Here is a 23711-nt window from a genome sequence, read left to right as displayed (position 1 = left end):
GGATCGAGTCTGAATCTGAGGCTGTGGAACAACAATAACGCAACCACTGCTACACGGAGTCAACGTGAACCCTGCAACCGAATCAGCCAGAATTCGCAACCACCCCCGTTACAAGGAACTGGTGTCGCGGCAACGACGATTCGTCGCCGGCCTTACCGCCGCCACCCTTGTCCCGTACTTCACGTTCATCCTCGTCGCCGCTTTCGCCCCCCACCTGCTCGCGACGAAGCTTTCCGCCACCAGCATCATCAACATCGGTTGGCCGTTGGGCCTGGTGTTTATCGTCGGCGCCTGGTTGTTCACCGGGCTCTACATCCTGCGTGCCAACGGTGAGTTCGATGCACTGAACGCGCAAATCCGGGACGGGGTGATCGTATGAAACACCTCCTGCGAAACCTCATCCTTCCGATCCTGCTGAGCGCCTTTGCGGCGCGGGCCCTGGCCGGCGATGTATTGCAGAACGTCGAAAAACAACCGATCAACATCACCGCGATCAGCATGTTCCTGGTGTTCGTGGTCACGACGCTGGGCATCACGTACTGGGCCGCTTCCAAGACCAAATCCATGGACGATTTCTACAATGCCGGCGGCGGTATCACGGGCTTCCAGAACGGTCTGGCGCTGGCCGGCGACTACATGTCGGCGGCGGCGTTGCTGGGTGTCACCAGCATGATCTTTTTCAACGGTTTCGACGGCGTGCTGTATTCGATCAGCTTCTTCGTCGCCTGGCCGCTGCTGCTGTTTCTGTTCGCCGAGCGCATCCGCAACCTGGGGCGCATCACCATCTCCGACATCGCGTCTTTCCGCCTCGATCAAAACCGTATCCGCACCATGACCGCCTTCGGCTCGCTGACAGTGGTGTGCTTTTACCTGGTGGTGCAGATGGTCGGCGCCGGGCAGTTGATCCAGCTGTTGTTCGGCCTGCCGTACAACTACGCGGTCATCGCCGTGGGCTTGTTGATGGCGGTCTACGTGACCTTTGGCGGCATGGTCGCCACCACCTGGGTGCAGATCATCAAGGCCGGGTTGCTGCTGTTGGGCGGGACCTTGCTGGCATTCCTGGCGCTGAGCAAGTTCGGGTTTTCCTTCGATCTGCTGTTCGAAAAAGCCGTGGCCGCGCACCACGATGGCGAGAAGATCCTGCTGCCGAGCAAACTGGTGGCCGACCCGCTGTCGCTGATTTCGTTGTCGCTGGGGCTGGTGTTCGGCACGGCGGGATTGCCGCACATCCTGATGCGCTTCTTCACCGTGCCGGACGCCAAGCAGGCGCGCAAATCGGTGTTCGTCGCCACGGGTTTCATCGGCTTCTTCTACCTGATCGTCGCCGTGCTGGGCCTGGCCGCCATCGTGATCGTCGGGCAAGACCCGGCCTTCTACGAGTCCGGCAATCTGGCCGGCAAGCTGATCGGCGGCGGCAACATGCCGGTGATGCACCTGGCCAAGGCGGTGGGCGGCGACCTGTTGCTCGGTTTCATTTCCGCCGTGGCGTTCGCGACGATCCTGGCGGTGGTATCCGGGCTGACCATGGCCGGCACCTCGGCGATTTCCCATGACCTGTATGTGATGGTGGTCAGGAAGGGCAAGGCCGATGCGCGGGACGAGCGTCGCGTGTCGCGCATGGCGTCGGTGGGCATCGGTATCGTCGCGGTGGTGCTGGGGATTTTGTTCAAGGATCAGAACATCGCCTTTCTGGTGGCGCTGACCTTCGGCGTCGCGGCGTCGGTCAACTTCCCGATCCTCGTGCTCTCGATGTACTGGAAGGGGCTGACCACCCGTGGCGCATTGATCGGCGGCGTCGCTGGCCTGATCAGCGCGGTCGGCCTGGTCATTCTCTCGCCGGCTGTCTGGGTCAAGGTGCTGGGCAATGCCGAGGCGATCTTTCCGTATGACTACCCGGCAATCATCTCGATGAACGTGGCGTTCTTCTTCACCTGGCTGGGCTCGGTCACTGATCGCAGCCATGGGGCAGGGCTTGAGCGCGAGCGGTTCGACGATCAGCTGATCCGCGCCCAGACCGGGCTCGGCGCAGCACAGGCCGTCAATCACTAAGCCCTTCGTCCCTTCCATTTCCTGATTTGCGCGTTCTGCAAAAGGAGTCAGCCATGCAACTACGAGACAATGGCTTGAGGTTTTCACCCATCACCGTCGCCCTGCACTGGGTGGTGGCGTTTTCCCTGCTGGGGATTTTCATCCTGCAAGGGTTGATCGGCCAGGCGTCCGGCGAGGCGCTGCAACTGGAACTCGGCAGGGTGCAAAACCTGCTGGGGCTGATGCTGTTCCTCGTGTCGACCTATCGGTTCTGGGCGCGTATCACGTCCTATCATCCGCTGCCGGTGGGCACACCCAACCCCATCGAAGTGATCATCAGCCGCTCGGTGGCGGTGTCGCTGGCCCTGGCGATGGTGCTGTTGCCCATCGCCGTCTGGGCGTCGCGCGCCGCGGCCGGCGAGGTCGTGGAACTTCCGGGCGGCTGGTGGATACCGTCGGTCTTGCCCACCAATGCAACGTTGAAGCATGTGGTCGATGTGTTGTTCAACATCGGTGCCTCGGCGTTCCTCGCCGGCCTGGCGCTGCACATCTTCGGCGCGGTCAAGAATCACTTTCTCCTGAAGAACAACACGCTCAAGCGGATGCTTGGCCAACATGTGGAGCTGTGAGTCATGAACGAGTTCGATTTTGCCGGTAACGCCATCACCCGGCTCTGCGGTGTGAAGTACCCGATTTTTCTCGGTGGCATGGCGGCCATTTCCGGCCCGCAACTGGTCGGGGCCGTGGCCAATGCCGGGGGCATGGGCGTCATCGGCGGCTTGCGCCTGCCGCCCCTGGCGTTGCGCCGCTGGATCGAGGAAACCCGCGCGCTCACCGATAAACCCTTTGGTGTGAACCTGGTGCCGCAGTTCGGCGGCCCTGATGTCTTTGAAGCGCAGTTCCAGGTGATTCTCAAGGAAAAGCCCAAATTGCTGTCGCTGTTTTACGCCGAGAAATACGCCGCCGACATGATCCCCCGGGCGAAAGATGCGGGGCTGTTGGTCATGGTGCAGGCGGGATCGGTGGAACTGGCCCACATCGCCATCGAGCAGGGCGCGGACATCATCATCGCCCAGGGCAGTGAAAGCGGCGGTCACCTCAATCGCGGCACGATCGGCATCATGCCGCTGTTGACCTCGATCCTTGCGGTCTCTGAAGGTCGGCCGGTACTGGCGGCTGGTGGCGTCGTTCACGGCGACGATGTGCGGGCGCTGATGTCCCTCGGTGCATCGGGGGTGGTGGTGGGCACGGCGTTCATTGCCACCGATGAGTCGAACGCGCACCCGCTGTACAAGCAGAAGATCGTCGAGGCGACCAGCGATGACACCGAATACCGCACCGGCTATTCGTTCGGCTGGACCTATGGCACGCCGCACCGGGTGATCCCCAACCGGGACAAATGGAACCTGTTGCGCCTGATCGGCGGCGGTGCCCGGGCGATCGACAAGGCGCGGATGGCCGAGAAGTTGTCGCTGTATGCGGGGCAGGGGGTGGGCAAGATCCACAGCGTCGTCCCGGCGGCGCAGCGGGTGGCGGAGCTGGCGCGAGGGTTGGATCAGCGGCCTGTGCCTGAAAGAAGCGGCACTGACTATGCTGCGACAGGGCGATTCCTGAACGAGCAAAGAAGAACGCTGGGCTGGCAGTAATTCCCTGTGGGAGCGAGCCTGCTCGCGAAGACGACGGCACATTCAACACTAAGGTGACTGATCCGACGCTTTCGCGAGCAGGCTCGCTCCCACAATGTTCATTTCTCGACGCCGAAATCCGGGTACACACCCAATCCCCTGTGGGAGCGGGCTTGCTCGCGAAGACGGCGGCACATTCAGCATTAAGGGTGACTGACCCGACGCTTTCGCGAGCAGGCTCGCTCCCACAATGGTTATTTGTCGACGCCGAAATCCGGGTACACACCCAATCCCCTGTGGGAGCGGATTTATTCAAGCCACCGCTGGCCGAGCAATCTGCTGCTGCGCCAAGCCAATGAACGCACTCATGGCCGAGGTGATCATCGAGTCGTTGCGGCGGATGAACACCGTGGACACGTTGGCGAACTCCGGCGGCAGCGTGTGCCAGCGAATCCCGTGGCGCACGCTGCAATTTTCCGCGATGGCCTTGGGCAGCAAGGTCACGCCCATGCCGGCCGCGACGCACGAGAGGATGCCGTCCAGGGTGCCCAGTTCCATGATCTGGTTGGGCACCAGTCCCACCTGATAGAACCAGTTTTCCAGGGTCGAGCGATAGAAACAGCCCGTGCGAAACACCAATACCGTCTGCTGGGGCATTTTCTCCATCAGCGCCGGCAGGGAATCGAACTGGTTGCTGCTGACCAGCACCAGCTCCTCGCTGAACACCTCTTCCTGGGCCAATGCCGAGTTCTGGTGGAAGCCGCCAACGAAGGCACCGTCGAGCCGATGGGATTCAATCGCCTTGATCAGCTCCACGGTTGTCCCGGTCAGCAGCGACAATTGCACCTCGGGGTATTGCTCGCGGTACTTGGTGAGCACTTGCGGCAGACGGATGGCGGCGGTGGTTTCCATCGAACCCAGGCGCAAAAGGCCCGTCGGGCTGCCGGTGTCCATCAAGGCACTGCGGCTCTCGTCGGTCAGTTGCAGGATGCGTCGCGCATAACCGAGGAAGGTTTCGCCCGCCGACGTCAGCACCACCCCGGACTTCTTGCGGATGAACAGCTCGCGATTGAGTTCGGCTTCCAGCTCCTTCACGCGCATGGTGACGTTGGACTGCACCGTGTTCACCTGCAACGCTGCGGCGGTGAAGCTGCCCAGCTCCGCCACGGCGCAGAAAATCTTCAGTTGGCGCATTTCCATGATCGTCCCCATCCATCTCTAAAAGTGATTATGGATATATTTAACGATCACTTTACGTCTGTCGGCGGCGGTTAGTAAAGTGACCGAAACCGGATATCGAGCGCCGTTCGACCGATGACACTGACCACCAGAATTGACCACGTTTTTGCCGGCGGCCTGGGTGTGTTGCAACCCGAATGGCAGCGCACGGGCATCTTCAAACAGCGCCACGAAAGCCCTGTACAGGTGGCGCTGCACGGGATCGTCGGCGACCAGCACGGCGACACTCGGGTGCACGGAGGTCCGGAAAAGGCGGTGCATCACTACGCGGCGCAGCACTATGAACGGCTGGCGCAGGCCTTTGCTCAGAGTGCCCCGCAACTGGTGGCGGGCAGTCTGGGAGAGAACATCTCCGCGTCCGGGCTCTCTGAATGCAACGTGCACATTGGTGATGTGTTCCAGGTCGGCAGCACGGTGTTGCAGGTGTCGCAGCCGCGCAGCCCGTGCTGGAAGATCAACCATCGTTTTGATGCCGAGCATATGTCGATGTTTGTCGCCAAAGAGCGCATCACCGGTTGGTATTACCGCGTGCTTCAGCCGGGCAACCTGCAAGCGGGGGACCGGATCGAACTGTTGGAGCGGCACACTGAACGGTTTTCCATCGACCGGTTCTGGCAGGTGCAGTTGGCGCACCGACCGCAGATCGATGAGCTGCTGGCGCTGGCGGCCACCCGTGGCCTGGCAGACGACTGGAAGCGACGGCTGTCCGAACGGGCGAAGTACCTGCAAAAGCGCGCTGAAAACGCGCTCTGACTTTGCGGATGCCCTCCGATTCCCTTGTGGTTGCCGACCGGGTTTTCGTGGCTGTACCCCGTACAAATGTGGGAGCGAGCCTGCTCGCGAAGGCGATGTGTCAGACGGCAAGAATGGTGAACATATCCATGAAACGGCGAGTCACTTCTTCACCCCTCAATCAGTTGCATCTCGCACCGCCCGCCTGACCTCCGCCTGTATGGCATAAGCCGGTGCCTCCACCGCATTGAAATCCTGCGTATACCGCTGGGCAAATCCAGCGACGCCCCATTCCTGATACTGCTGCACGTGCTTGAGCTCGTGAGCCCAAAGCGCGACGTTCTGTTCTGCGCTTTGCGCGTCGCGGAAGAGGATGATGTCGACCAGCGTCACGGCACCGACATCGGGATTTTGCAGCATGGCCGTGGCGGCGTTGAATTGGCCGTTGTCGCTGATTTGGTAGCGCGCAGCATCGAGGACGCTGGGGGCGTACCAGCGCAGCAGTTGCTCGCGGATGTGCTCTGGAATGGGCTGGGTGCCGGCCATGTCTGCATCAGCCTGGGCCTGGGTCAGCCACAACGCCAGGGCCGGTGCCGCGATCTGGTGGATGTCCTCAGGCAGGGGGCCAAGCAGGGGGCCCAGGTCGGGCAGGCAGATGCAGCCGTCCAGGCATATTTGTTTCTCGCCAGGCGGGCAGGCGTTGTCCTGGGCTGGCGCTTCAAGCGTCAGGCACAGAACGAACAGCGCCACCAGGCGCGTGGTGATGGACGGCATTGAAGGCTCCAGGGACGAACGCGGAGTGAACAGTGGATCACAAGTGATCGACGGCTCGCATCCCCTTCATCACGGGCTCATCCATGACAGACACTGAAATCAGTATTCATCATTTGTGATTCATGCGATCACTAATCATCATTTTACATGATCAAGCGACCGGCCTACCTTGGCTCTGCCAGCCGCAGTAAAAGGCCCGCCCATGGCGAAGAGGGCGTGCGCTTCTGCACCAGGCGGAAATCGACCATGCAGCGCTGGCCGAACAGTATTGCCAGGGGCGCCGGGTTCGCGATGCCGACGTCCCAACAAGGTTTGTCGTTTTTCGGGCGGGAGTGCGTGTTGGCGCGGGCTGGCACGCACTCCGTATTCCCCGGGGGGGCGAGCTCCTCGCTCCCGATTTTTTCCCTTTTTCAAAGGTGAACCGCGATGCCATTGCTCAAGTTCGACATCCTCGAAGGCCGCAACGATCAGCAGCTCAAGGCCTTGCTGGATGGGGCGCATCGGGCCATGGTCGAGGCGTTCGAAGTCCCCGCCAGTGACCGCTACCAAAGCGTCACGCAACACCGTCCCGGAGAGTTGGTGCTGCACGACACGGGATTGGGTTACACGCGGTCGAACAACGCCGTCCTGCTGACGGTTTTTTCGCGCCCGCGTTCACGCGCGCAGAAGATCGCGTTCTACCGCTTGCTGGCCGAGCAGCTGCAAGTCGATTGTGATTTGTCACCGGACGACTTGATCATTTCGCTGGTAGAGAACACCGATGCCGACTGGTCGTTTGGCCGAGGCCGGGCGCAGTTTCTGACCGGGGAGCTTTAGTTTTTTTACCCATCACATTCAGGTGCTGTCATGTCCAATCCTCTGTTGTCCCTTTTGCACATTGAACTGCCGATCATCCAGTCGCCGATGGTGGGCGTCTCCACGCCCCGGCTCGCGGCAGCGGTGTCCAATGCCGGCGGGCTCGGTTCCATCGGGATCGGCGCGAGCAACGTCGAACAGGCGCGGGCCATGCTGCGCGAGACGGCGGCACTGACGGCCAAGCCTTTCAATGTGAACCTGTTCTGCCACGCGCCGGCGGTGCAGGACGGCGAGCGCGAAACCCGATGGCTGAACTTCCTCGCGCCGTTCTTCGCCGAATTCAACGCCGCTGCGCCAACGTCGCTGCGCGAGATCTATACCTCGTTCGTTGAAGACGAAGGCATGTTGCAGATGTTGCTGGAAGAGCAACCGGCTGTGGTCAGCTTCCATTTCGGCTTGCCGCCGCAACCGGCGATCGACGCGCTCAAGGACGCCGGCATCGTGCTGCTGTGTTCCGTCACCAGCCTGGCCGAAGCGCAGCAGGCGGAACGCGCTGGCGTGCATGCGCTGGTGGCGCAAGGTTACGAAGCCGGGGGACATCGCGGGGTGTTCGATCCGCAACAGGACAGCGAGATGGGCACGTTTACCCTCGTGCGTGTGCTGAGCGATGAATGCCGACTGCCGGTGATCGCGGCGGGCGGCATCATGGACGGTGCCGGGATCAAGGCCGTCCTGCAACTGGGCGCCAGTGCCGCGCAGTTGGGCACAGCGTTTATCCTGTGCCCCGAATCCTCCGCCAATCCGGCTTATCGCGAAGCCCTCAAAGGTCCGCGCGCTCATCAAACCCGGGTCACCAGCGCCATCTCCGGCCGTCCGGCCCGAGGCATGGTCAATCGCAACTTCACCCAGCTCGAAGCGAATGCCCCGGCGCTGCCGGACTATCCGATCGCCTACGACGCCAATAAAGCGCTCAACGCTGCGGCCGCTACCAAGGCCAACACCGACTTCGCCGTACAGTGGGCCGGGCAGGGCGCGCCACTCGCCCGGGAAATGCCAGCGGCCGCGTTGGTCAATGTACTGGTCGCTGAAATGAAGGCCTGACCCCCGTCCTCTGTGGGAGCGAACCTGCTCGCGAAGGCGTCAGGTCAGTCAACATCGATTGTGACTGTCACAACGCTTTCGCGAGCAGGCTCGCTCCCACACTGTTCATTTGTCGAAGCCGGGATTTATGCAATCCCCAATCCCTTTGTAGGAGCGAGCCTGCTCGCGATGGACGTCAACGATAACGCGTGCTGTCTGAATGATCGCGTCGTCTGGGCCTCCATCGCGAGCAGGCTCGCTCCTACAGGGGGCAGGGCTCAATCAATTGCCGTGCCCAACACTTCAACGATGCGCCCGGCAATGTGCTCGGCGTGGGTCTCCAGCGCAAAGTGCCCGGTGTCCAGCAACTCGACAACCGCCTTCGGATTGTCACGCTTGAACGCCTCGGCGCCTGGCGGAATGAAGAACGGATCGCCTTTGCCCCAGATCGCCAATGTCGGCAACTGGGTGTCACGGAAGAACTGCTGGAACGCCGGGTACAGCTTCAGGTTGTTTTGATAGTCGTAGAACAGATCGAGCTGGATGTCCTTGTTCCCCGGGCGCTCCAGCAGCAAGGCATCCAGGTAATACGCTTCAGGGGCGATGACGTCCGGGTTGCTCACACCTTCCACGTACTGCCAGCGGGTGCCTTCCAGATGCAGGATGGCATCGCTGATCACCTGGCGATTGTCCGCCGACGGATCTGCCCAGTACTGACGGATTGGCGCCCAGGCTTCCCCCAGACCTTCCAGGTACGCATTGCCGTTCTGCGAAATGATCGCGCTGACCCGTTCAGGGTGTGCCAGCGCCAGGCGCAGGCCCGTCGGCGCACCGTAATCGAAAAAGTACAGGGCATAACGCTTGAGATCGAGCGCATCGACGAACGCCTCGAGGGTCTTGCCAATGGCATCGAAGGTGTAGACGTACCCGCGCTCGGCCGGCACCTGGGTAAAGCCGAATCCCGGCAGATCTGGCGCAATCAGGCGGTATTGGTTGGCCAGCAGCGGGATCAGGTCGCGAAACTGATGGGACGAGCTGGGGAACCCGTGCAACAGCAGCAAAACCGGCGCATCCGCCGCGCCGGCCTCGCGATAGAAAACCTTAACACCGTCGGCTTCGACGAATTGATAGGCAACAGAGGGGTGGTTGAACGACGACATTGCTAGCGCTCCTGTAACTGTTAAATATTAGTTAATACGGTTACATGGCTTTATTGTGCATGGATTTAGTAACTGGTCAAATTGTTTTTATGGGTTACAATTGCTTCATCGATTCCGGGGATGAATGCCATGACAACCACCGACGCAATGCCTGATCTTCCGCCGCCCTTTGTCCTGGCTGATCATCCGGCGCTGGATTTGTTGAACACGCAAATGTTGGTCGAGGGGCACAAACGCGACCTTCTGCAAAACGACGCGCAGGCAGCCCAATGGCTGGAACAGATCGGGCTGGGGGTGGCAACGGTAGTTGGCGACGGGCGTTTGCTCGGTGAGCTGCGGGCACTGCGCGACAGCATCGAAAGCCTGGTCACGGCACGCCGCGAGAGTCGCCCGGCGGATCCGGCGACGCTGAACCGGTTCCTGCTGGGCGCCGTGCCGCAACTGGTCTGGGAACAACCGGGGGCACCCGAACTGGATCGCTTCCATCAAGCGGATGTGATGACTCGGCAGCTGAGCCGACTCGCCTATGCCGCCGCTGAATTGCTCGCCGAAGGCGATTTCAACCTGGTGCGCACATGCGAAAGCGCGGACTGTTCGCTGATGTTTTATGACCGCACCAAAGCCCATAAACGGCGTTGGTGCAGCATGGCGCTGTGCGGCAACCGGCATAAGGTGGCCGAGTTCCGCAAGCGTCGTCAGGGCGTTTGACCCTTAGAAATCCACGGTCGCCGACTGTAGGAGCGAGCCCTGCTCGCGATGGTCGTCAACGATAACGCGTGCTGTCTGAAGGTACGCGGTGCCCTTGATACCATCGCGAGCAGGGCGCGCTCCTACGGGGGTAATGCGGGCTTAGAAATCCACGGTGGCTGACAGCTTCAGCGTCCGTGGCTCACCCTGGGTCAGGTAGTTGTTCGCGGTCGAAGCCGCCGACCAATACGCCTTGTTCGCCACGTTCTCGACGTTGGCACGCAGGGTGATGTACTTGTCGTCGGCCTTGAAACCGTAGCGGGCGCCGAGGTCGACGCGGGTCCAGGCCGGGATGCTCAGGGTGTTGGCCGCGTTCACGTATTCGCCGCCAGTGCGCAACAGGCGCCCGTTGAGCGCTGCGCCCTGAATGCCCGGGATGTCCCAGTCCGCGCCCAGGTTGTATTGGAAGCGCGGCACGCCAGCGGCGCGATTGCCGTCGTTGAGACCGTTGGAGGTTTTCTTCTGTTCGGTGTCCATCCACGTCGCCCCGGCCAGCACGCGCAGGCCATCGATGGGCTCGCCGAACAGGTTCAGTTCCACTCCCTTGTTCACCTGCTCGCCGTCGACGCTGAAGGTCGGCAGGCGCGCGCCGGCGACGGTCGAGGTCGAGCTGTTGGGCATCTCGATGCGGTACACGCCCAGGGTCGCGCCAAAGCTGTTCCAGTCGAGCTTGACCCCGGCTTCAGTCTGCTTGCTGCGGTTGGGGGCGAACACTTCGCCGGGGTTGGTCACGCCGGTGGTCGGCGCAGTCGGGCCTTGTTGCAGGCCTTCGATGCGGTTGGCGTAGAACGACACATGCTCCCACGGCTTGATCACCAGACCGTACACCGGCGTGGTGATCGACTCTTCATAATTGGCCGTTCGCGCGCCGCTGGTGGTGTTCCAGGCATCGGCTTCGAGGGTCTGGCGGCGCACGCCGAGGGTCAGCAGCACGCGGTCGTCGATGAAGCCCAGGGTGTCGGAAACGGCGGCACTTTTGACCCGGGTTTTGCCGACGATGCGCGGATCATGGATATCGCTGCCGAAGTACGTATTGGTCGGTCGCGACACTTGCACCGGGTTGTACAGGTTGCCGTTGACCCGGTTGGCCACCAGGATCGCTTCGAATGCCGAGCGCTGTTCACCCCAGGTGCCGGACAAACCGAAGTTCATCTGGTGGCTGATCGGGCCGGTGTTGAAGTGGCCGTTCAAACCGGCCATCGCGCTTTTGTTGTCTTCGTCATGGGGCGAGTAGAGGAAGCCGACCTTGCCGCTGCCATCGTTGCCGACATACAGCGACGAGTACTGACCGTTTTCCCGGGTGTGCTTGGCGCCACCACCGGCGTAGGCGGTCCAGTTGTCGTTGAGGTCGTACTCGGCGTTGACCATGCCGTAGGTGTCTTCCAGCTCCGACCAGGTCCAGTCCTGGGCGTAGTTGTCCTTGGCCGATGGCGCATGCGGGACTTTGGTGCCGGTGGGATAGACCACGGAGCGACCGTTGTTGATGCGTAGCTTCTGATAGCCCAGGTCGGTGGAGACCCGCAGGCGCTCGCCGCGATAATCCAGGCCGAGGGCGATCAGTTGCGAGTGTTCGGACTCGTCGTCGACGGCGGTCTCGCCACCGTGATTGGCGAGGTTGACCCGGGCGCCGAAGCGGTTGTCTTCACCAAAGCGCTGACCGAGGTCGATGTGCCCGCCGACCTGGCTGTCACTGGCGTAGTCGAGGGTCACGCTGCGGGTCGGGGTGTCCTGGGCGCGCTTGGGCACCAGGTTGACGCTGCCGCCAATGCCGCTGCCGGACGGCGCCACACCGTTGATGAAGGCGTTCGGACCCTTGAACAGCTCGACACGCTCCAGCGCCTCGGTGGTGATGATCTGGCGGGGCAGCACGCCGTAGAGGCCGTTGAACGAAATGTCGTCGGTGGTCAGTGGCAACCCGCGAATGGTGAACACCTGGGAAAAGTTGCCGAAGCCGGCGGACTGGCGCACCGACGCGTCATTGAGCAGCACATCGCCCACGGTTCGGGCCTGCTGATCCTCGATGGTCTTGGCGGTGTAGCTGACCACGCTGAACGGCACGTCGTTGATGCTGCGATTGCCCAGCACTCCGAGGCGCGCTGTACGGGCTACCTGGCCGCCAGCATAGGTATCGGCATCGCTACTCACGCCATTGACCGTGGTGGCGCCCAGTTCCAGCGCCGCGCCGCCCTCGACCTGCGGCGCCACGGTGTAACTGTCGGCACCGGTATTGATCAGCGAATAGCCGCTGCCCTGCAGCAACCGGTCGAAACCGGACTGCACGCTGTAGTTGCCTTGCAGGCCAGCGCTTTGTTGGTCATTGAGCAGGTTGGCATCGAACGACAGCAGCACCCCCGATTGCGCCGCGAATTGCGCCAGCACACTGGACAGCGAACCCGGGCCGATGCTGTAGCTGCGGGTGGCAGCGCTTTGTGGGGTGTCGGCGGCCAGGGCACTGTGAACCGGGGCAAGGGCGGTCAGGGCGATGGCCAGGCTCAGTACGTTCAGGGGGAGGCGGGCGGGACGGCGTCGGGAAAGGTTCTGCGGCGATCTGGGTGTCATGCGGCATGCCTGTGGATGCAAAGAGAAAATGAGAATTCCCCTACACACCGAACGACAGCGAAAAAGGTATCAGTGCAAATTGAAAAAAATTTCAGGCGTCGGATCAGAACTCTGTATCTGAACGTATCTCCCTGTCCGTCAGCTACTTGGGCATACAAAAACCGGCCCCCGGCGACACGAACGCGATACACGCTGGCTGCGTAATGGACATGCCTCACAAAGGCATCCCGCGCACTGTTTACCCCGCGCTCATTGGAGAACTGCGATGTCCCGAAATAACAAATTCAAAACCGCCGGCCTGCTCGGCGCTGCCTTCGTCGCCGCGACTTTGACCGCGTTCGCTGGCTTGTCCCAAGCCCAGGCTCAGACCAAGGAAAGCAGGCCAGCCGCCGAAGCAGCTCCCGCCAAGAGCTGGCAGACAGGCATCAGCCGTACCGACCTGGTGCGTCGCGATCTCGATGTTGAAGGGCGTGAAGTGATTCAGGTGCGCGTCGATTTCGATCCGGGCGTCGTGTCGCCGAAACACGCCCATCCCGGCGTTGAAGTGGCCTACGTCATCTCGGGCACGTTCGAATACCAGCTCGAAGGTCAGCCAAACGTGATCCTCAAGGCGGGTGAATCCCTGTACATCCCGGCCGGCACCGCCCATGTGGCGAAGAACATCGGCACGGACAAGGCTTCGGAACTGGCGACCTACATCGTCAAGAAAGATACGCCGCTGCTGATCCTCAAGTAATAAACGTAGACCTGTGGCGAAAGGGTTAGATGTGGCGAGGGGATTCATCCCCGTTCGGCTGCGAAGCAGTCGTAAACCTACCAGTTCGGTATAACTGATCGGACGCTGGGGGACGCTTCGCGACCCAACGGGGATAAATCCCCTCGCCACAAATGTGAGTGTTTTCAGATAAGCCTACTGCTGCTTGCCGACAGCGATCAGGCAAGCCGCCCCGACCAGACTCAGCGCAACGGCAAAGGTCACACGCATCCCACTGGCAACCGCCTCGGGTTGCGCAGAACCGATATCAACCGTCGCCGAAGCCAAAGCAAACACCGCCCCCAACACCGAAGCCCCGGTGATCAACCCCAGATTGCGCGACAGATTGAGCAGCCCGGACACCACCCCCCGTTGCTCCGGCCGGACATCGCCCATGACCGCCGTGTTGTTGGCCGTCTGAAACAGCGCATAGCCAAGCGTGATCACCACCATGGGCACGATATAGCCACCGACCCCCAGGCTGCTCGGCAACACCGACAACAACAGGCAACCGAGCGCGATGGCGAGCAACCCGACGAAGGTCATGCGCCGGGCGCTGAAACGGTCGGCGATGCGTCCCGCAGGCACCCCGGCCAGCGCGGCGGCCAACGGCCCGACCGACAGTACGAGCCCGACCTCGACGGCGTTCAACCCGAGCGCCAGCGACAGGTAAAACGGCCCCACCACCAGCGTGCCCATCATCACCGTGGTCACGAACAGGCTCATGGCCAGGCTGCCACTGAGCGACCGATCGCGGAACAGGGCCAGCCGAATCAACGGCGCCGCGACACGTTGTTCGACCCACACAAACAATCCCGCACCCACGCACGCCAGCGCCAACAATGCGCTGTTCAGCGCACCGAAATGGCCGCGCCCGAGGGTCATGGCCAGCGCGTAGGCGGCGAGTGTCAGGGCCAGCAGCAACGTGCCCAGCGGATCGAAGGCGGTCCTGGCGGTGTTTGCCTTCTGTTGATCGGCGGGTAAATAACGCCAGGCGAGCAGCAGGGTCAGCACACCCAGCGGCACGGTGATCAGGAAGATTGCCCGCCAGCCCAAACCGTCGATCAGCACGCCACCGAGCGAAGGGCCCATCGCCGTACCAATGGCCGACATCGTGCCGAGCAGTCCCATGGCACTACCGGTTCTCTCTTTCGCGACCGTCTCGCCCACGAACGCCAGGGTCAGCGCCATCATGATTGCCGCACCAAGGCCTTGCAGGGCGCGGGCGACAATCAGCAGTTCAAGGCTCGGCGCCAGGCCGCACAAGGTCGAAGCCAGGGTGAACACAGCGATTCCGGACAGCAGCAAACGGCGACGACCGGTCAGGTCTCCCAGGCGCCCGACACTGACGATCAGGGTGGTGATGGCCAGCAGGTAGGCGAGGACAACCCACTGCACCTGTTGAAAGGAGGCATCGAACACACGGGTCAGCGTCGGCAAGCCGACATTGGCAATGCTGGTGCCCAGGGATGACAACAACATCGACAGCGACAGGCTGGCCAGCGCCCCTCTGACGGACCGTGTCCGTTGCCCGATATCGGTGACGGCTGTTGTGGCGTTCATGCTGTTCCTCTTTTCCGGAGGCTCCCGATTGGAGCTACCGAAAATCTACGCCCGCGCCTAACATGGCGGAAGACGCATCGGTTGCACTGAATACATGCGTCTGACGCCACTTCACCGCGCACAGGTGCTCTCCATGTCCACGCCCGATTTCAACCTGCTGATCACACTGGATGTCCTGCTCGCAGAGGGCAGCGTGGCCCGGGCCGCCAAGCGCTTGCGCCTGAGTCCGTCCGCCATGAGTCGGGCGCTGGCGCGCTTGCGGGAAACCACCGGCGATCCGCTGCTGGTCAGGGCCGGGCGTGGGCTGGTGCCGACGCCGCGGGCGCTGGAATTGCGCGAGCGGGTCAGCCAGTTGGTGCAGGACGCCGAAGCGGTCCTGCGCCCGGTGCAGCCGCCCGATCTCACGCAGTTGGCACGTACCTTCACCTTGCGCACCAGCGAAGGCTTCGTCGAAAACTTCGGTGCCGCGCTGATCGCCCGCGTTGCCGGGCAAGCACCGGGCGTGCGACTGCGCTTCGTGCACAAACCCGACAAGGACAGTGCTTCACTGCGCGATGGCTCAGTCGATCTGGAAACCGGGGTCGTTGGCAAAACGACCAGCCCGGAGCTGCGGACCCAGGGGTTGTTCCGTGACCGATTCATCGGCGTGGTGCGGACCGGGCATGGGCTGGGGGAGGGCGAGGTCACGGCTTCGCGCTATGCGGCGGGCAACCATATCAGTGTGTCCAGGCGAGGACTGGACAAGGGGCCGATTGATGAAGCGTTGGAGCCGCTCGGCCTGCAGCGGCAGATCGTGACGATCGTCGCCGGCTTCTCCACCGCGCTGGCGCTTGCCCGCGCCAGTGATCTGATCGCCAGTGTGCCGGAACGCCATACCGCTAATCTGAGAACCGGCATGCACAGTTTTGCGCTGCCGCTGGTACTGCCGGAATTTACCGTGGCCATGCTCTGGCATCCACGGCTGGATGCCGACCCGGTCCATCGCTGGTTGCGTGGCTGCCTGCGCGAGGTGTGCGCGCCGGCAACCGATATGGCGTCTTAGAAGGTGAAGGATCGGGTCGAACGTGGCGCGGCCTGAGCCATTTCGATCTCCAGCAAATGCTCGGCCAGCACGTCGTTGAGGAAACGGAACTGATCGTTGAGGCCGATCACTTCGTTATTGAAGTGATGACCGGCTGCCGGAATCATCAAAGCTTCGAATTTTTCGTCGAACACCAGGGTCAACACTTTACGAGACTCGTATTGCTGCGAGTAGTAGTTGTTGCCGAACACCGGGAAGCTCACGGCCAGGGTGACTTCGTTGATCATGACGTGCGCTCCTCGGACAGGACAAACCAGGCAAATACGCTCAACGTGAAGGCCGTCAGGGCCAGACAGGTCAGGAGATGGATCAGCATGATTCGACCCTCCGCTACAGGGTTTCGTGTTGGGTTGGAATTGATCCTACGCTGACGGTTGCCGGGCGGAAGGCAATCGTGGCGATGGTGAATATCGATGGGAGTGATGGTCGGTTTTTGCGGTGTTCTTTAGGGCCCCATCGCGGGTAAGCCCGCTCCCACACCCCTGATCTCTGTGGGAGCGGGCTTGCCCGCGATGGGGCCCTAAAGGACAACATCAATCCCGAATGAGTAATGGTCGCCACCTATACTCAATTCAGGACCTTTCAATCGCCGGGCATCCGCTCCGGCGCAGACTTCGGGGACCGCGATGAGCGTGCGTTCGCTGATCGTCGCCGTGCTGGTGGTGTTGGCGGGATGCGTCACGGCGCCGCGCGCGCCGGTGGAAGTGCCGCAGGTCATGATCTCGCCCAGTACCTGGCAGCAAGTGGATCGGGAGATCGTTGAGGCGTCGCAATCGGCCACCGAGCAGACCAGGATCTACGCCCGTGGCGCCATGGATTATTGGCGTACGCGGGTCTATCAATTGACCGAAGAGAACTTCATTCCCTGGTTCAGCAGCTACTGGACCCAGGAATGGCTGTCGATGAAGGTCAGCTGGTACGCCGTCAGCGCCCAGGGCGAGCAGGATGCCTCGGAAAGGCGCCTGGCCGCTTATTTGCTGGAGAAATACCAGGAAAAGGTACTGGCGCCCGTGGCGGTGGAGATCGATCCCGATCAGATCCTCAGCCTGGCGTCGGCGTTCTACCTGGACATTCTCAAGGAAGATATGCAGCGCATTTCAAAGCGTCATGGCGTGCCGATCGCCCAGCTCAATGGCCGGATCCAGAAAATCCCCGCGATTGCCCTCGGGCCGCCCCCGGCGCGTGACGCCTCGCTGTACCAGGTGGTGTACGCCGAGTCGCTGAACACCCTGCCGGCCTACGCCGCGCTGGTCGACAAGATCCACAAGGCGGGTGGTGACAAGGGCGTCGATTCGACCGACACGGCCATGGCGCCGGTCGCCAGGCGCGCCAGCCGCCGGATCGAAGCCGAAATGGCGCCCCGTGGTGCAGCCAGTGCCGTGGCCGCGGCAGCAGGGAAACTGGCTGGTGCCCTGATTTCGGTGGGCGTGGCCGGGGTCCGGGCGATTATCCAGGCCAATGACCGGCCCGACAGCGAGGCGCTGATTCGCAGCAGCCTGGGCAACACGTTCGACAAGGCCTGGACCAAGTTGGTGCAGAACCCGACATCGGGGGTCATGGCCGGCACCTTGTACATGGCGGCGCAGATCGAGGGCAACCTGGCCAGCAGCGCCGAACCGCCGGTCGGGCTGGAAGCCGGTCATGTCGAATGGCAGCCGAGCCAATCGACTAATCAGCAGATCAACCCATGACCGAAGGAGAATCCCATGTCTTACGTGAATGCTTTTGTCGCTGCGGTGCCCAACGCCAACCGTGAAAAATACAAGCAACATGCCGACATCGCCGCCGCGCTGTTCAAGGAAAACGGGGCGTTGAGCGTGGTCGAGTGCTGGGGCAAAGATGTGCCTGATGGCAAGGTGACGTCGTTCCCGATGGCGGTAAAACTCAAGGACGACGAAACCGTGGTGTTTGGCTGGCTCATCTGGCCGGACAAGGCCACCAGCGACGCCGCGATGGAGAAAATGATGGCCGATCCGAGGATGCAGCCGGACGTCAATCCGATGCCGTTCGATGGCCAGCGGATGATCTTTGGCGGTTTTGACATCATCGTGAAGGCTTGAGCCGACGGCCCGGGATCACTCCGGTGACGGGGTGATCCGGCAACTCTTGCGATTGCGGATCTCGCTGTCCGTTGGTCGCTCCCTGACGAACTCGAAACGCGGTTCACCTTCGTTGTAGTGAACCAGCCAGCCCCATTCCAGCTCGGACTCATCCTGGCCGGGTTTGGGTGGCACGGCCCACCATGGCTCTTTGCTGATGATCTCTCGCATGGCCCCCTCCCGTTGCAGCGGTTGCATGAACTATAACTTGGATGTCAGGAGGTGCCACCCATGAGCGACGAATCCCATGAGCCGTTCAAACGGCTGTTTTTTGCCCTGGACTGCGCGCCGGCGCAACGCAAGGCCATCGCCCAATGGCGCAGCGCCTTGCAACTGCGCAATGGGCGCCCGGTGCCGGCGGAAAATTTTCACCTGACCCTGAAGTTCCTGGGGGCGGTCGCGACGGCGCAGGTGGCCGACATCTGCAAGGCGGCCGCGTCAGTGCGCACCTCGGGCGAACGCTTGACCGTGGTGCTGGATCGGCTGGATGTCTGGCGCAGGGCAGGGGTTCTGGTGTTGGCGCCGGAGCAGGCGTCGTCTGACTTGTTGCGTCTGGTGTATGACCTGGAACAGGCCGTGTTGCCGTTTTCCCTGGAAGGTGCGCCACGGGAGTTTCGCCCGCACCTGACCCTGGCCCGGGATTTTCGCGCACCGGTGCCCGAGTCCGCCACGCCACCGGAGTTTTTCCTGCGCGCCGATCGATTCGCCTTGTTCGAATCGCACAAGGGCCGGTACATACCGTTGGCCTCGTGGCCGCTGGGAACTGCGTAGCCGAAACGAAAAAAGGCGCCCGAGGGCGCCAAACTCACCTTAACCGAGGAGCCAGGTGAGGCCGTTCTTCGGAGACGAGTGCAGCGGTGGTAAGGCGCTGCGTGAACGGAAATCGTGTGGCTGATCTGACTTCCATGTTGGATGTTCTGGCCTCTTCGCGAGCAGGCTCGCTCCCACATTTGAAATGCATTCCCCTGTGGGAGCGAGCCGGCTCCGGGCGGCGTTCCGACGAAAGCGGAATCAGATTCAGCAGTTGTTCTGAGTGAACTACTTGCCCAGTTTCACCTTGGTCCAACCCCGGGTCATTACCCGTTGCACACCAATCGGCATATCAGGAATGGCATACAAGGTCGCCATGGTTTCCTGGGACGGATACGAACCCGGATCGTTGCGAATCGCTTCATCCACCAACGGCGTTGCCGCCGAATTGGCGTTGCTGTAGCCGATGTTGTTGGTGATCTCGGCGATGATGTCCGGGCGCATCAGGAAGTTCATGAACAGGTAGGCGTTCTCGACGTTGGCGGCATCGCGCGGGATGGCGACCATGTCGTAGAAACTGCCGGCCCCTTCTTTCGGAATGCTGTACTCGATCTTTACCTTGTCCCCGGCTTCCTGGGCGCGGGCCTTGGCCTGCAGCACGTCGCCGGAGTAACCGACGGCCACGCAGATGTTGCCGTTGGCCAGGTCCGAGATGTATTTCGACGAATGGAAGTACGCCACCGACGGGCGAATCTTCATGAACAGCGCTTCGGCCTCGGCGATGTGCGCCTTGTCCTGATCGTTCACCGGGTAGCCCAGGTAGTGCAGGGCGGCCGGGAGCATTTCGGTCGGGGAGTCGAGGAAGCTGATGCCGCAGGCTTTCAGTTTTTCCGCGTTTTCCGGTTTGAACAGCAAGTCCCAGGAGTTGGTCGGGGCGTTGGCGCCGAGCACTTCCTTGACCTTGTCCGGGTTGAAGCCGATACCGATCGAGCCCCACATGTACGGGAAGGCGTGAGCGTTGCCCGGGTCGCTGGCGGAGGCGTTTTTCAGCAGCACCGGGTTGAGGTTTTGCCAGTTCGGCAGCTTGGACTTGTCCAGCTCCTGATAGACGCCAGCCTTGACCTGCTTGGCCAGGAAGCTGTTGGACGGCACGACGATGTCGTAGCCGGATTTGCCCGCCAGCAGGCGTGCTTCAAGGGTTTCGTTACTGTCGAACACATCGTAGGTCACCTGGATCCCGGTCTCGTCTTCGAACTTCTTGACGGTATCCGGGGCAATGTAATCCGACCAGTTGTAGACGCGCAGTACCTTGTCATTGGCTTGGGCGCCAGTCGCCATTGCGCCCATTAAGGACAGTGTCAGCAGAGTCCTGCCAAACATTTTCATCGGTACAACTCCATTCTTTTTATTCAAATCAAAAGCGGTGAACACAAAACCAGTGGTGAGGGGATTTATCTGTGGCGAGGGGATTTATCCCCGCTGGGCTGCGTAGCGGCCCCAAAACCTGCTAACGAGGTGTATCAGGTACACCTGGCTCATAGGTTTTACGACTGCTTCGCAACCGGATGGGGATAAATCCCCTCGCCACAAAAGCCCCATCACCACAGAGGCATCAGGTGGTGCTAGGCCGTTGCTCCGACCATTTGCTTCTTAGGTTGTTGCCAGGATTCGCTCGCCGTCTGGTCCATCGCTTCCTGGATCGCGCGTTTACGGCTGGCTTCGGCACGGCGGCTGAAGTACCAGACCATGAAGGTCACGATCGACACCGCCAGCAGAATCAGACTGGCCACGGCGTTGATTTCCGGTTTCACGCCCAGGCGCACCGCCGAGAACACTTCCATTGGCAGGGTCGTGGAACCCGGGCCGGAAACGAAGCTCGCCAGCACCAGGTCATCCAGCGACAGGGCGAAGGACATCATGCCGCCCGCCGCCAGTGACGGTGCGATCATCGGGATGGTGATCAGGAAGAACACTTTGAACGGCTTGGCACCCAGGTCCATGGCCGCTTCTTCGATGGACAGGTCCAGCTCGCGAAGGCGGGCGGAGACTACCACTGCCACGTAAGCGGCACAAAACGTGGTGTGGGCGATCCAGATCGTCACGATGCCGCGTTCCATCGGCCAGCCGATCAGCTGCGCCATGGCCACGAACAGCAGCAACAGCGACAGACCGGTGATCACCTCAGGCATCACCAGCGGCGCGGTTACCAGGCCACCGAACAGCGTGCGACCCTTGAAACGCGTCACCCGGGTCAGTACGAACGCCGCCAGCGTTCCCAGTGCGACGGCCGCAATCGCCGTGTAGCAGGCGATTTCCAGCGAGCGCACCACCGAGCCCATCAGTTGCGAGTTGTCGAGCAGGCCGGCGTACCACTTGAACGACCAGCCACCCCACACCGTCACCAGCTTGGAAGCGTTGAACGAGTAGATCACCAGAATCAGCATCGGCAGGTAGATGAACGACAGACCCAGCCACAACATCATTTTTGAGAAACCGAAACGCTTCATCCCCGTGCCTCCATCTCTTTGGCCTGACTGCGGTTGAACAGCAGAATCGGCACAATCAGGATCAACAGCATCACCACCGCCAGGGCGGATGCCACCGGCCAGTCGCGGTTATTGAAGAACTCTTGCCACAGCACGCGACCGATCATCAGGGTCTCCGGGCCGCCCAGCAGTTCCGGAATCACGAACTCGCCCACCACCGGAATGAACACCAGCATGCAACCGGCGATGATGCCGTTCTTGGCCAGCGGCACGGTGATTTTCCAGAAGCTGTTGAAGGTGCTCGAACCCAGGTCAGACGCCGCTTCCAGCAGACTTTGATCGTGCTTCACCAGGTTGGCGTACAGCGGCAGGATCATGAATGGCAGGTAGGCGTAGACAACCCCGATATAGACGGCGGTGTTGGTGTTGAGGATCTCGATCGGGTGGGAAATCAGCCCGGTCCACATCAGGAACGCGTTGAGCAAACCGTTGTTGCTGATGATGCCCATCCACGCATAGACACGGATCAGGATCGCCGTCCAGGTCGGCATCATGATCAGCAGCATCAGCACGTTTTGCGCTTCCTTGCTTGCCTTGGTAATGGCGTAGGCCATCGGGAAGCCGATCACCAGGCACATCAGCGTGCTGAAAAACGCGACCTTCAACGAACCGAGGTAAGCCGAGAGGTACAGCTCATCTTCGCCCAGCAACGTGTAGTTGCCGATGTTGAGCAGCAGATTGAATTTCTGCTCGGCGTAGGTGTAGATCTCCGAGTAGGGTGGAATGGCCAGGGCTGCTTCCGAGAAGCTGATCTTCATCACCAGGAAGAACGGCAGCATGAAGAACAGGCACAGCCACAGGAACGGGATGCCGATGACAATCTTTCGACCGCTGGGCACCAGGCGCAGGAATTGCTGATTGAAGGTTCTCATGCGCGCAGTACCACGCCGCTGTCGTCTTCCCACCACACGTAGACCTGATCGTCCCAGGTCGGGCGTGCGCCACGGCGTTCGGCGTTGGCCATGAACGACTGCACGACTTTGCCGCCAGGCAGTTCGACGTAGAACACCGAGTGACCGCCGAGGTAGGCGATGTCATGCACCTTGCCGCTGGACCAGTTGTAGCGGGTGTCGGGTTTGGTAGTGCTGACCAGCAGTTTTTCCGGGCGAATGGCGTAGGTGATCGATTTGTCCTGCACCGAGGTGCTGACGCCGTGGCCGACGTAGATCTTCTGCTCCAGGTCCGGGCTGTGGATGATCGCGTGACCTTCCAGGTCTTCGACCACGGTGCCGTCGAAGGCATTCACGTTGCCGATGAATTCGCAGACCATGCGGCTGACCGGTGCTTCATAAATGTCGACCGGGCTGCCGATCTGGGCGATCCAGCCCAGGTGCATGATGGCGATGCGCTGGGCCATGGTCATGGCCTCTTCCTGGTCGTGGGTCACCATCACGCAGGTCACGCCCACGCGTTCGATGATTTCCACCAGTTCCAGCTGCATTTGCGAACGCAGCTTTTTATCCAGTGCGCCCATCGGCTCGTCGAGCAGCAGCAGTTTCGGCCGCTTGGCCAGGGAGCGGGCCAGGGCCACGCGCTGACGCTGGCCGCCGGACAACTGATGGGGTTTGCGCTTGGCGTACTGGGTCATGTGCACAAGGCGCAGCATCTCCTGCACGCGGGCGTCGATTTCGGCAGCGGGCAAACGGTCCTGCTTGAGACCGAAGGCGATGTTCTGCGCCACGGTCATGTGCGGGAACAGGGCATAGGACTGGAACATCATGTTGATCGGCCGCTCGTAGGGCGGCATGTCGGTGATGTCCACGCCGTCGAGCAGGATCCGGCCTTCGGTCGGGCGCTCGAAGCCGGCGAGCATACGCAGCAGCGTCGATTTCCCGGAACCGGAGCCACCGAGCAGGGCGAAGATTTCGCCCTGATGAATTTCCAGGGACACATCGTCCACCGCGGTGGTTTCGTCGAATTTCTTGGTGACGCGATCGACTTTCACCAACACCTTTTTCGGTGCCTGGTGACCTTCAAGGGCCTTCCTGTAGATGCTGGAGGCGTTTGCCATGTGAAACTCCCAACAGGTTTCAGTCGCCAGACCAATCGGTCCGGCTTAATAGTTGATTGCAAACCCGAGTATTACGGTGCCAGTGAGTCCAGCGGCGATCCCCTGTGGGAGCGAGCCTGCTCGCGAAAGCGGTGGATCAGTCAACATTGATGTCGCATGACACATTGC

Annotated in this window: 24 protein-coding genes and 1 pseudogene; 14 read left to right on the top strand and 11 right to left on the bottom strand. The window is 61.5% G+C overall.

All coding sequences use genetic code 11. The annotated features are described in order from the left end of the window. Positions 1-64 precede the first annotated feature (64 nt). The 4 genes from HNQ83_RS21660 to HNQ83_RS21645 are packed head-to-tail and all read left to right on the top strand — an operon-like array spanning position 65 to position 3674. Entirely contained in the window at positions 65-379 is a 315-nt protein-coding gene (locus tag HNQ83_RS21660) for a DUF485 domain-containing protein (protein ID WP_175390819.1), read from the top strand. Then, positions 376-2049 (top strand): cation acetate symporter, encoded by a 1674-nt coding sequence (locus HNQ83_RS21655; RefSeq protein WP_175390818.1) that lies wholly within the window; start codon positions 376-378, stop codon positions 2047-2049. The genes HNQ83_RS21660 and HNQ83_RS21655 overlap by 4 nt, the downstream gene beginning before the upstream one ends. A 53-nt stretch (positions 2050-2102) precedes the next feature. Continuing rightward, positions 2103-2657: a cytochrome b gene (locus HNQ83_RS21650; RefSeq protein WP_175390817.1), complete on the top strand. Its 555-nt coding sequence runs from the start codon at positions 2103-2105 to the stop codon at positions 2655-2657. 3 nt (positions 2658-2660) lie between these two features. Beyond that, positions 2661-3674: a nitronate monooxygenase family protein gene (locus HNQ83_RS21645; protein ID WP_175390816.1), complete on the top strand. Its 1014-nt coding sequence runs from the start codon at positions 2661-2663 to the stop codon at positions 3672-3674. A gap of 291 nt (positions 3675-3965) precedes the next feature. Here HNQ83_RS21645 and HNQ83_RS21640 read toward each other — a convergent pair whose 3' ends face one another. Further along, the gene (locus HNQ83_RS21640; RefSeq protein ID WP_175390815.1) at positions 3966-4853 is read right to left on the bottom strand and encodes a LysR family transcriptional regulator; all 888 of its coding nucleotides are present in this window, start codon (positions 4851-4853) and stop codon (positions 3966-3968) included. 114 nt (positions 4854-4967) lie between these two features. On the opposite strand from HNQ83_RS21640, the gene HNQ83_RS21635 reads away from it, so the two are divergent. Continuing rightward, a complete protein-coding gene (locus HNQ83_RS21635; protein WP_175390814.1) occupies positions 4968-5645 on the top strand; it encodes an MOSC domain-containing protein in 678 nt (225 codons plus the stop codon). A gap of 156 nt (positions 5646-5801) precedes the next feature. Here the strand turns inward: HNQ83_RS21635 and HNQ83_RS21630 are convergent, their stop codons facing one another. After that, the gene (locus tag HNQ83_RS21630; protein WP_175390813.1) at positions 5802-6398 is read right to left on the bottom strand and encodes a DUF4157 domain-containing protein; all 597 of its coding nucleotides are present in this window, start codon (positions 6396-6398) and stop codon (positions 5802-5804) included. A 198-nt stretch (positions 6399-6596) separates the two neighbouring features. Here HNQ83_RS21630 and HNQ83_RS31275 point away from each other — a divergent pair. The 3 genes and pseudogenes from HNQ83_RS31275 to HNQ83_RS21620 all read left to right on the top strand — a co-directional run. Further along, a pseudogene (locus tag HNQ83_RS31275) lies at positions 6597-6818 on the top strand (hypothetical protein); the annotation flags it as partial. 6 nt (positions 6819-6824) lie between these two features. Next, positions 6825-7214, top strand: a complete 390-nt coding sequence (locus tag HNQ83_RS21625) for a tautomerase family protein (protein WP_175390812.1) — start codon at positions 6825-6827, stop codon at positions 7212-7214. Between the two features lie 30 nt (positions 7215-7244). Further along, on the top strand, positions 7245-8294 hold the full coding sequence (locus HNQ83_RS21620; RefSeq protein WP_175390811.1) for a nitronate monooxygenase family protein: 1050 nt from the start codon (positions 7245-7247) through the stop codon (positions 8292-8294). 257 nt (positions 8295-8551) lie between these two features. On the opposite strand, the gene HNQ83_RS21615 is transcribed toward HNQ83_RS21620, so the two are convergent. Further along, positions 8552-9433, bottom strand: a complete 882-nt coding sequence (locus HNQ83_RS21615) for an alpha/beta fold hydrolase (RefSeq protein ID WP_175390810.1) — start codon at positions 9431-9433, stop codon at positions 8552-8554. Between the two features lie 129 nt (positions 9434-9562). Between HNQ83_RS21615 and HNQ83_RS21610 the strand changes: the two genes are divergently transcribed. Continuing rightward, a complete protein-coding gene (locus HNQ83_RS21610; protein WP_175390809.1) occupies positions 9563-10141 on the top strand; it encodes an ABATE domain-containing protein in 579 nt (192 codons plus the stop codon). A 141-nt stretch (positions 10142-10282) separates the two neighbouring features. Here the strand turns inward: HNQ83_RS21610 and HNQ83_RS21605 are convergent, their stop codons facing one another. Further along, entirely contained in the window at positions 10283-12739 is a 2457-nt protein-coding gene (locus HNQ83_RS21605; RefSeq protein ID WP_175390808.1) for a TonB-dependent receptor, read from the bottom strand. A gap of 265 nt (positions 12740-13004) precedes the next feature. Between HNQ83_RS21605 and HNQ83_RS21600 the strand changes: the two genes are divergently transcribed. After that, entirely contained in the window at positions 13005-13475 is a 471-nt protein-coding gene (locus tag HNQ83_RS21600) for a cupin domain-containing protein (protein ID WP_175390807.1), read from the top strand. Between the two features lie 174 nt (positions 13476-13649). Here the strand turns inward: HNQ83_RS21600 and HNQ83_RS21595 are convergent, their stop codons facing one another. Next, positions 13650-15056 carry an MFS transporter gene (locus HNQ83_RS21595; protein ID WP_175390806.1) on the bottom strand — a complete coding sequence of 469 codons (1407 nt, stop codon included), beginning with the start codon at positions 15054-15056 and terminating at the stop codon, positions 13650-13652. A 133-nt stretch (positions 15057-15189) separates the two neighbouring features. On the opposite strand from HNQ83_RS21595, the gene HNQ83_RS21590 reads away from it, so the two are divergent. Then, a complete protein-coding gene (locus HNQ83_RS21590; RefSeq protein WP_175390805.1) occupies positions 15190-16098 on the top strand; it encodes a LysR family transcriptional regulator in 909 nt (302 codons plus the stop codon). On the opposite strand, the gene HNQ83_RS21585 is transcribed toward HNQ83_RS21590, so the two are convergent. Next, the gene (locus tag HNQ83_RS21585) at positions 16095-16364 is read right to left on the bottom strand and encodes a hypothetical protein (protein WP_175390804.1); all 270 of its coding nucleotides are present in this window, start codon (positions 16362-16364) and stop codon (positions 16095-16097) included. The genes HNQ83_RS21590 and HNQ83_RS21585 overlap by 4 nt on opposite strands. A 399-nt stretch (positions 16365-16763) precedes the next feature. Between HNQ83_RS21585 and HNQ83_RS21580 the strand changes: the two genes are divergently transcribed. Together HNQ83_RS21580 and HNQ83_RS21575 are read left to right on the top strand one after the other, a co-directional pair. Beyond that, positions 16764-17828 (top strand): hypothetical protein, encoded by a 1065-nt coding sequence (locus HNQ83_RS21580; protein ID WP_175390803.1) that lies wholly within the window; start codon positions 16764-16766, stop codon positions 17826-17828. A 15-nt stretch (positions 17829-17843) separates the two neighbouring features. Next, on the top strand, positions 17844-18197 hold the full coding sequence (locus HNQ83_RS21575) for a DUF1428 domain-containing protein (RefSeq protein WP_175390802.1): 354 nt from the start codon (positions 17844-17846) through the stop codon (positions 18195-18197). Positions 18198-18212: 15 nt separating this feature from the next. Here the strand turns inward: HNQ83_RS21575 and HNQ83_RS21570 are convergent, their stop codons facing one another. Then, a complete protein-coding gene (locus HNQ83_RS21570; protein ID WP_175390801.1) occupies positions 18213-18407 on the bottom strand; it encodes a hypothetical protein in 195 nt (64 codons plus the stop codon). A gap of 60 nt (positions 18408-18467) precedes the next feature. On the opposite strand from HNQ83_RS21570, the gene thpR reads away from it, so the two are divergent. Then, positions 18468-19007 (top strand): RNA 2',3'-cyclic phosphodiesterase, encoded by a 540-nt coding sequence (gene thpR, locus HNQ83_RS21565; RefSeq protein WP_175390800.1) that lies wholly within the window; start codon positions 18468-18470, stop codon positions 19005-19007. Between the two features lie 267 nt (positions 19008-19274). On the opposite strand, the gene HNQ83_RS21560 is transcribed toward thpR, so the two are convergent. The 4 genes from HNQ83_RS21560 to potA form a co-directional block, all read right to left on the bottom strand. Continuing rightward, complete coding sequence (locus tag HNQ83_RS21560; RefSeq protein ID WP_175390799.1) at positions 19275-20372, bottom strand: polyamine ABC transporter substrate-binding protein; 1098 nt, start codon at positions 20370-20372, stop codon at positions 19275-19277. Positions 20373-20608: 236 nt separating this feature from the next. Further along, the gene (locus HNQ83_RS21555; protein ID WP_175390798.1) at positions 20609-21493 is read right to left on the bottom strand and encodes an ABC transporter permease subunit; all 885 of its coding nucleotides are present in this window, start codon (positions 21491-21493) and stop codon (positions 20609-20611) included. Then, positions 21490-22371 carry an ABC transporter permease subunit gene (locus tag HNQ83_RS21550; RefSeq protein ID WP_175390848.1) on the bottom strand — a complete coding sequence of 294 codons (882 nt, stop codon included), beginning with the start codon at positions 22369-22371 and terminating at the stop codon, positions 21490-21492. Before HNQ83_RS21550 ends, HNQ83_RS21555 begins: the two co-directional genes overlap by 4 nt. A gap of 29 nt (positions 22372-22400) precedes the next feature. Then, complete coding sequence (gene potA / locus HNQ83_RS21545; protein ID WP_175390797.1) at positions 22401-23543, bottom strand: polyamine ABC transporter ATP-binding protein; 1143 nt, start codon at positions 23541-23543, stop codon at positions 22401-22403. Positions 23544-23711 lie beyond the last annotated feature (168 nt).

It is taken from the genome of Pseudomonas sp. C2B4 (assembly GCF_013359695.1).
In the GTDB taxonomy this organism is placed as follows: Bacteria; Pseudomonadota; Gammaproteobacteria; order Pseudomonadales; family Pseudomonadaceae; genus Aquipseudomonas.
Note: the sequence above shows the minus strand (reverse complement) of the source record. Positions and strands in the feature narration are given on the sequence as shown.

Excerpts from the sequence above, each read along its gene's own strand:
- HNQ83_RS21655 (WP_175390818.1), top strand. The coding sequence starts at position 376 with ATGAAACACCTCCTGCGAAACCTCATCCTTCCGATCCTGCTGAGCGCC.
- HNQ83_RS21650 (WP_175390817.1), top strand. The coding sequence starts at position 2,103 with ATGCAACTACGAGACAATGGCTTGAGGTTTTCACCCATCACCGTCGCC.
- HNQ83_RS21645 (WP_175390816.1), top strand. The coding sequence starts at position 2,661 with ATGAACGAGTTCGATTTTGCCGGTAACGCCATCACCCGGCTCTGCGGT.
- HNQ83_RS21640 (WP_175390815.1), bottom strand. The coding sequence starts at position 4,853 with ATGGAAATGCGCCAACTGAAGATTTTCTGCGCCGTGGCGGAGCTGGGC.
- HNQ83_RS21635 (WP_175390814.1), top strand. The coding sequence starts at position 4,968 with ATGACACTGACCACCAGAATTGACCACGTTTTTGCCGGCGGCCTGGGT.
- HNQ83_RS21630 (WP_175390813.1), bottom strand. The coding sequence starts at position 6,398 with ATGCCGTCCATCACCACGCGCCTGGTGGCGCTGTTCGTTCTGTGCCTG.
- HNQ83_RS21625 (WP_175390812.1), top strand. The coding sequence starts at position 6,825 with ATGCCATTGCTCAAGTTCGACATCCTCGAAGGCCGCAACGATCAGCAG.
- HNQ83_RS21620 (WP_175390811.1), top strand. The coding sequence starts at position 7,245 with ATGTCCAATCCTCTGTTGTCCCTTTTGCACATTGAACTGCCGATCATC.
- HNQ83_RS21615 (WP_175390810.1), bottom strand. The coding sequence starts at position 9,433 with ATGTCGTCGTTCAACCACCCCTCTGTTGCCTATCAATTCGTCGAAGCC.
- HNQ83_RS21610 (WP_175390809.1), top strand. The coding sequence starts at position 9,563 with ATGACAACCACCGACGCAATGCCTGATCTTCCGCCGCCCTTTGTCCTG.
- HNQ83_RS21605 (WP_175390808.1), bottom strand. The coding sequence starts at position 12,739 with ATGACACCCAGATCGCCGCAGAACCTTTCCCGACGCCGTCCCGCCCGC.
- HNQ83_RS21600 (WP_175390807.1), top strand. The coding sequence starts at position 13,005 with ATGTCCCGAAATAACAAATTCAAAACCGCCGGCCTGCTCGGCGCTGCC.
- HNQ83_RS21595 (WP_175390806.1), bottom strand. The coding sequence starts at position 15,056 with ATGAACGCCACAACAGCCGTCACCGATATCGGGCAACGGACACGGTCC.
- HNQ83_RS21590 (WP_175390805.1), top strand. The coding sequence starts at position 15,190 with ATGTCCACGCCCGATTTCAACCTGCTGATCACACTGGATGTCCTGCTC.
- HNQ83_RS21585 (WP_175390804.1), bottom strand. The coding sequence starts at position 16,364 with ATGATCAACGAAGTCACCCTGGCCGTGAGCTTCCCGGTGTTCGGCAAC.
- HNQ83_RS21580 (WP_175390803.1), top strand. The coding sequence starts at position 16,764 with ATGAGCGTGCGTTCGCTGATCGTCGCCGTGCTGGTGGTGTTGGCGGGA.
- HNQ83_RS21575 (WP_175390802.1), top strand. The coding sequence starts at position 17,844 with ATGTCTTACGTGAATGCTTTTGTCGCTGCGGTGCCCAACGCCAACCGT.
- HNQ83_RS21570 (WP_175390801.1), bottom strand. The coding sequence starts at position 18,407 with ATGCGAGAGATCATCAGCAAAGAGCCATGGTGGGCCGTGCCACCCAAA.
- thpR (WP_175390800.1), top strand. The coding sequence starts at position 18,468 with ATGAGCGACGAATCCCATGAGCCGTTCAAACGGCTGTTTTTTGCCCTG.
- HNQ83_RS21560 (WP_175390799.1), bottom strand. The coding sequence starts at position 20,372 with ATGAAAATGTTTGGCAGGACTCTGCTGACACTGTCCTTAATGGGCGCA.
- HNQ83_RS21555 (WP_175390798.1), bottom strand. The coding sequence starts at position 21,493 with ATGAAGCGTTTCGGTTTCTCAAAAATGATGTTGTGGCTGGGTCTGTCG.
- potA (WP_175390797.1), bottom strand. The coding sequence starts at position 23,543 with ATGGCAAACGCCTCCAGCATCTACAGGAAGGCCCTTGAAGGTCACCAG.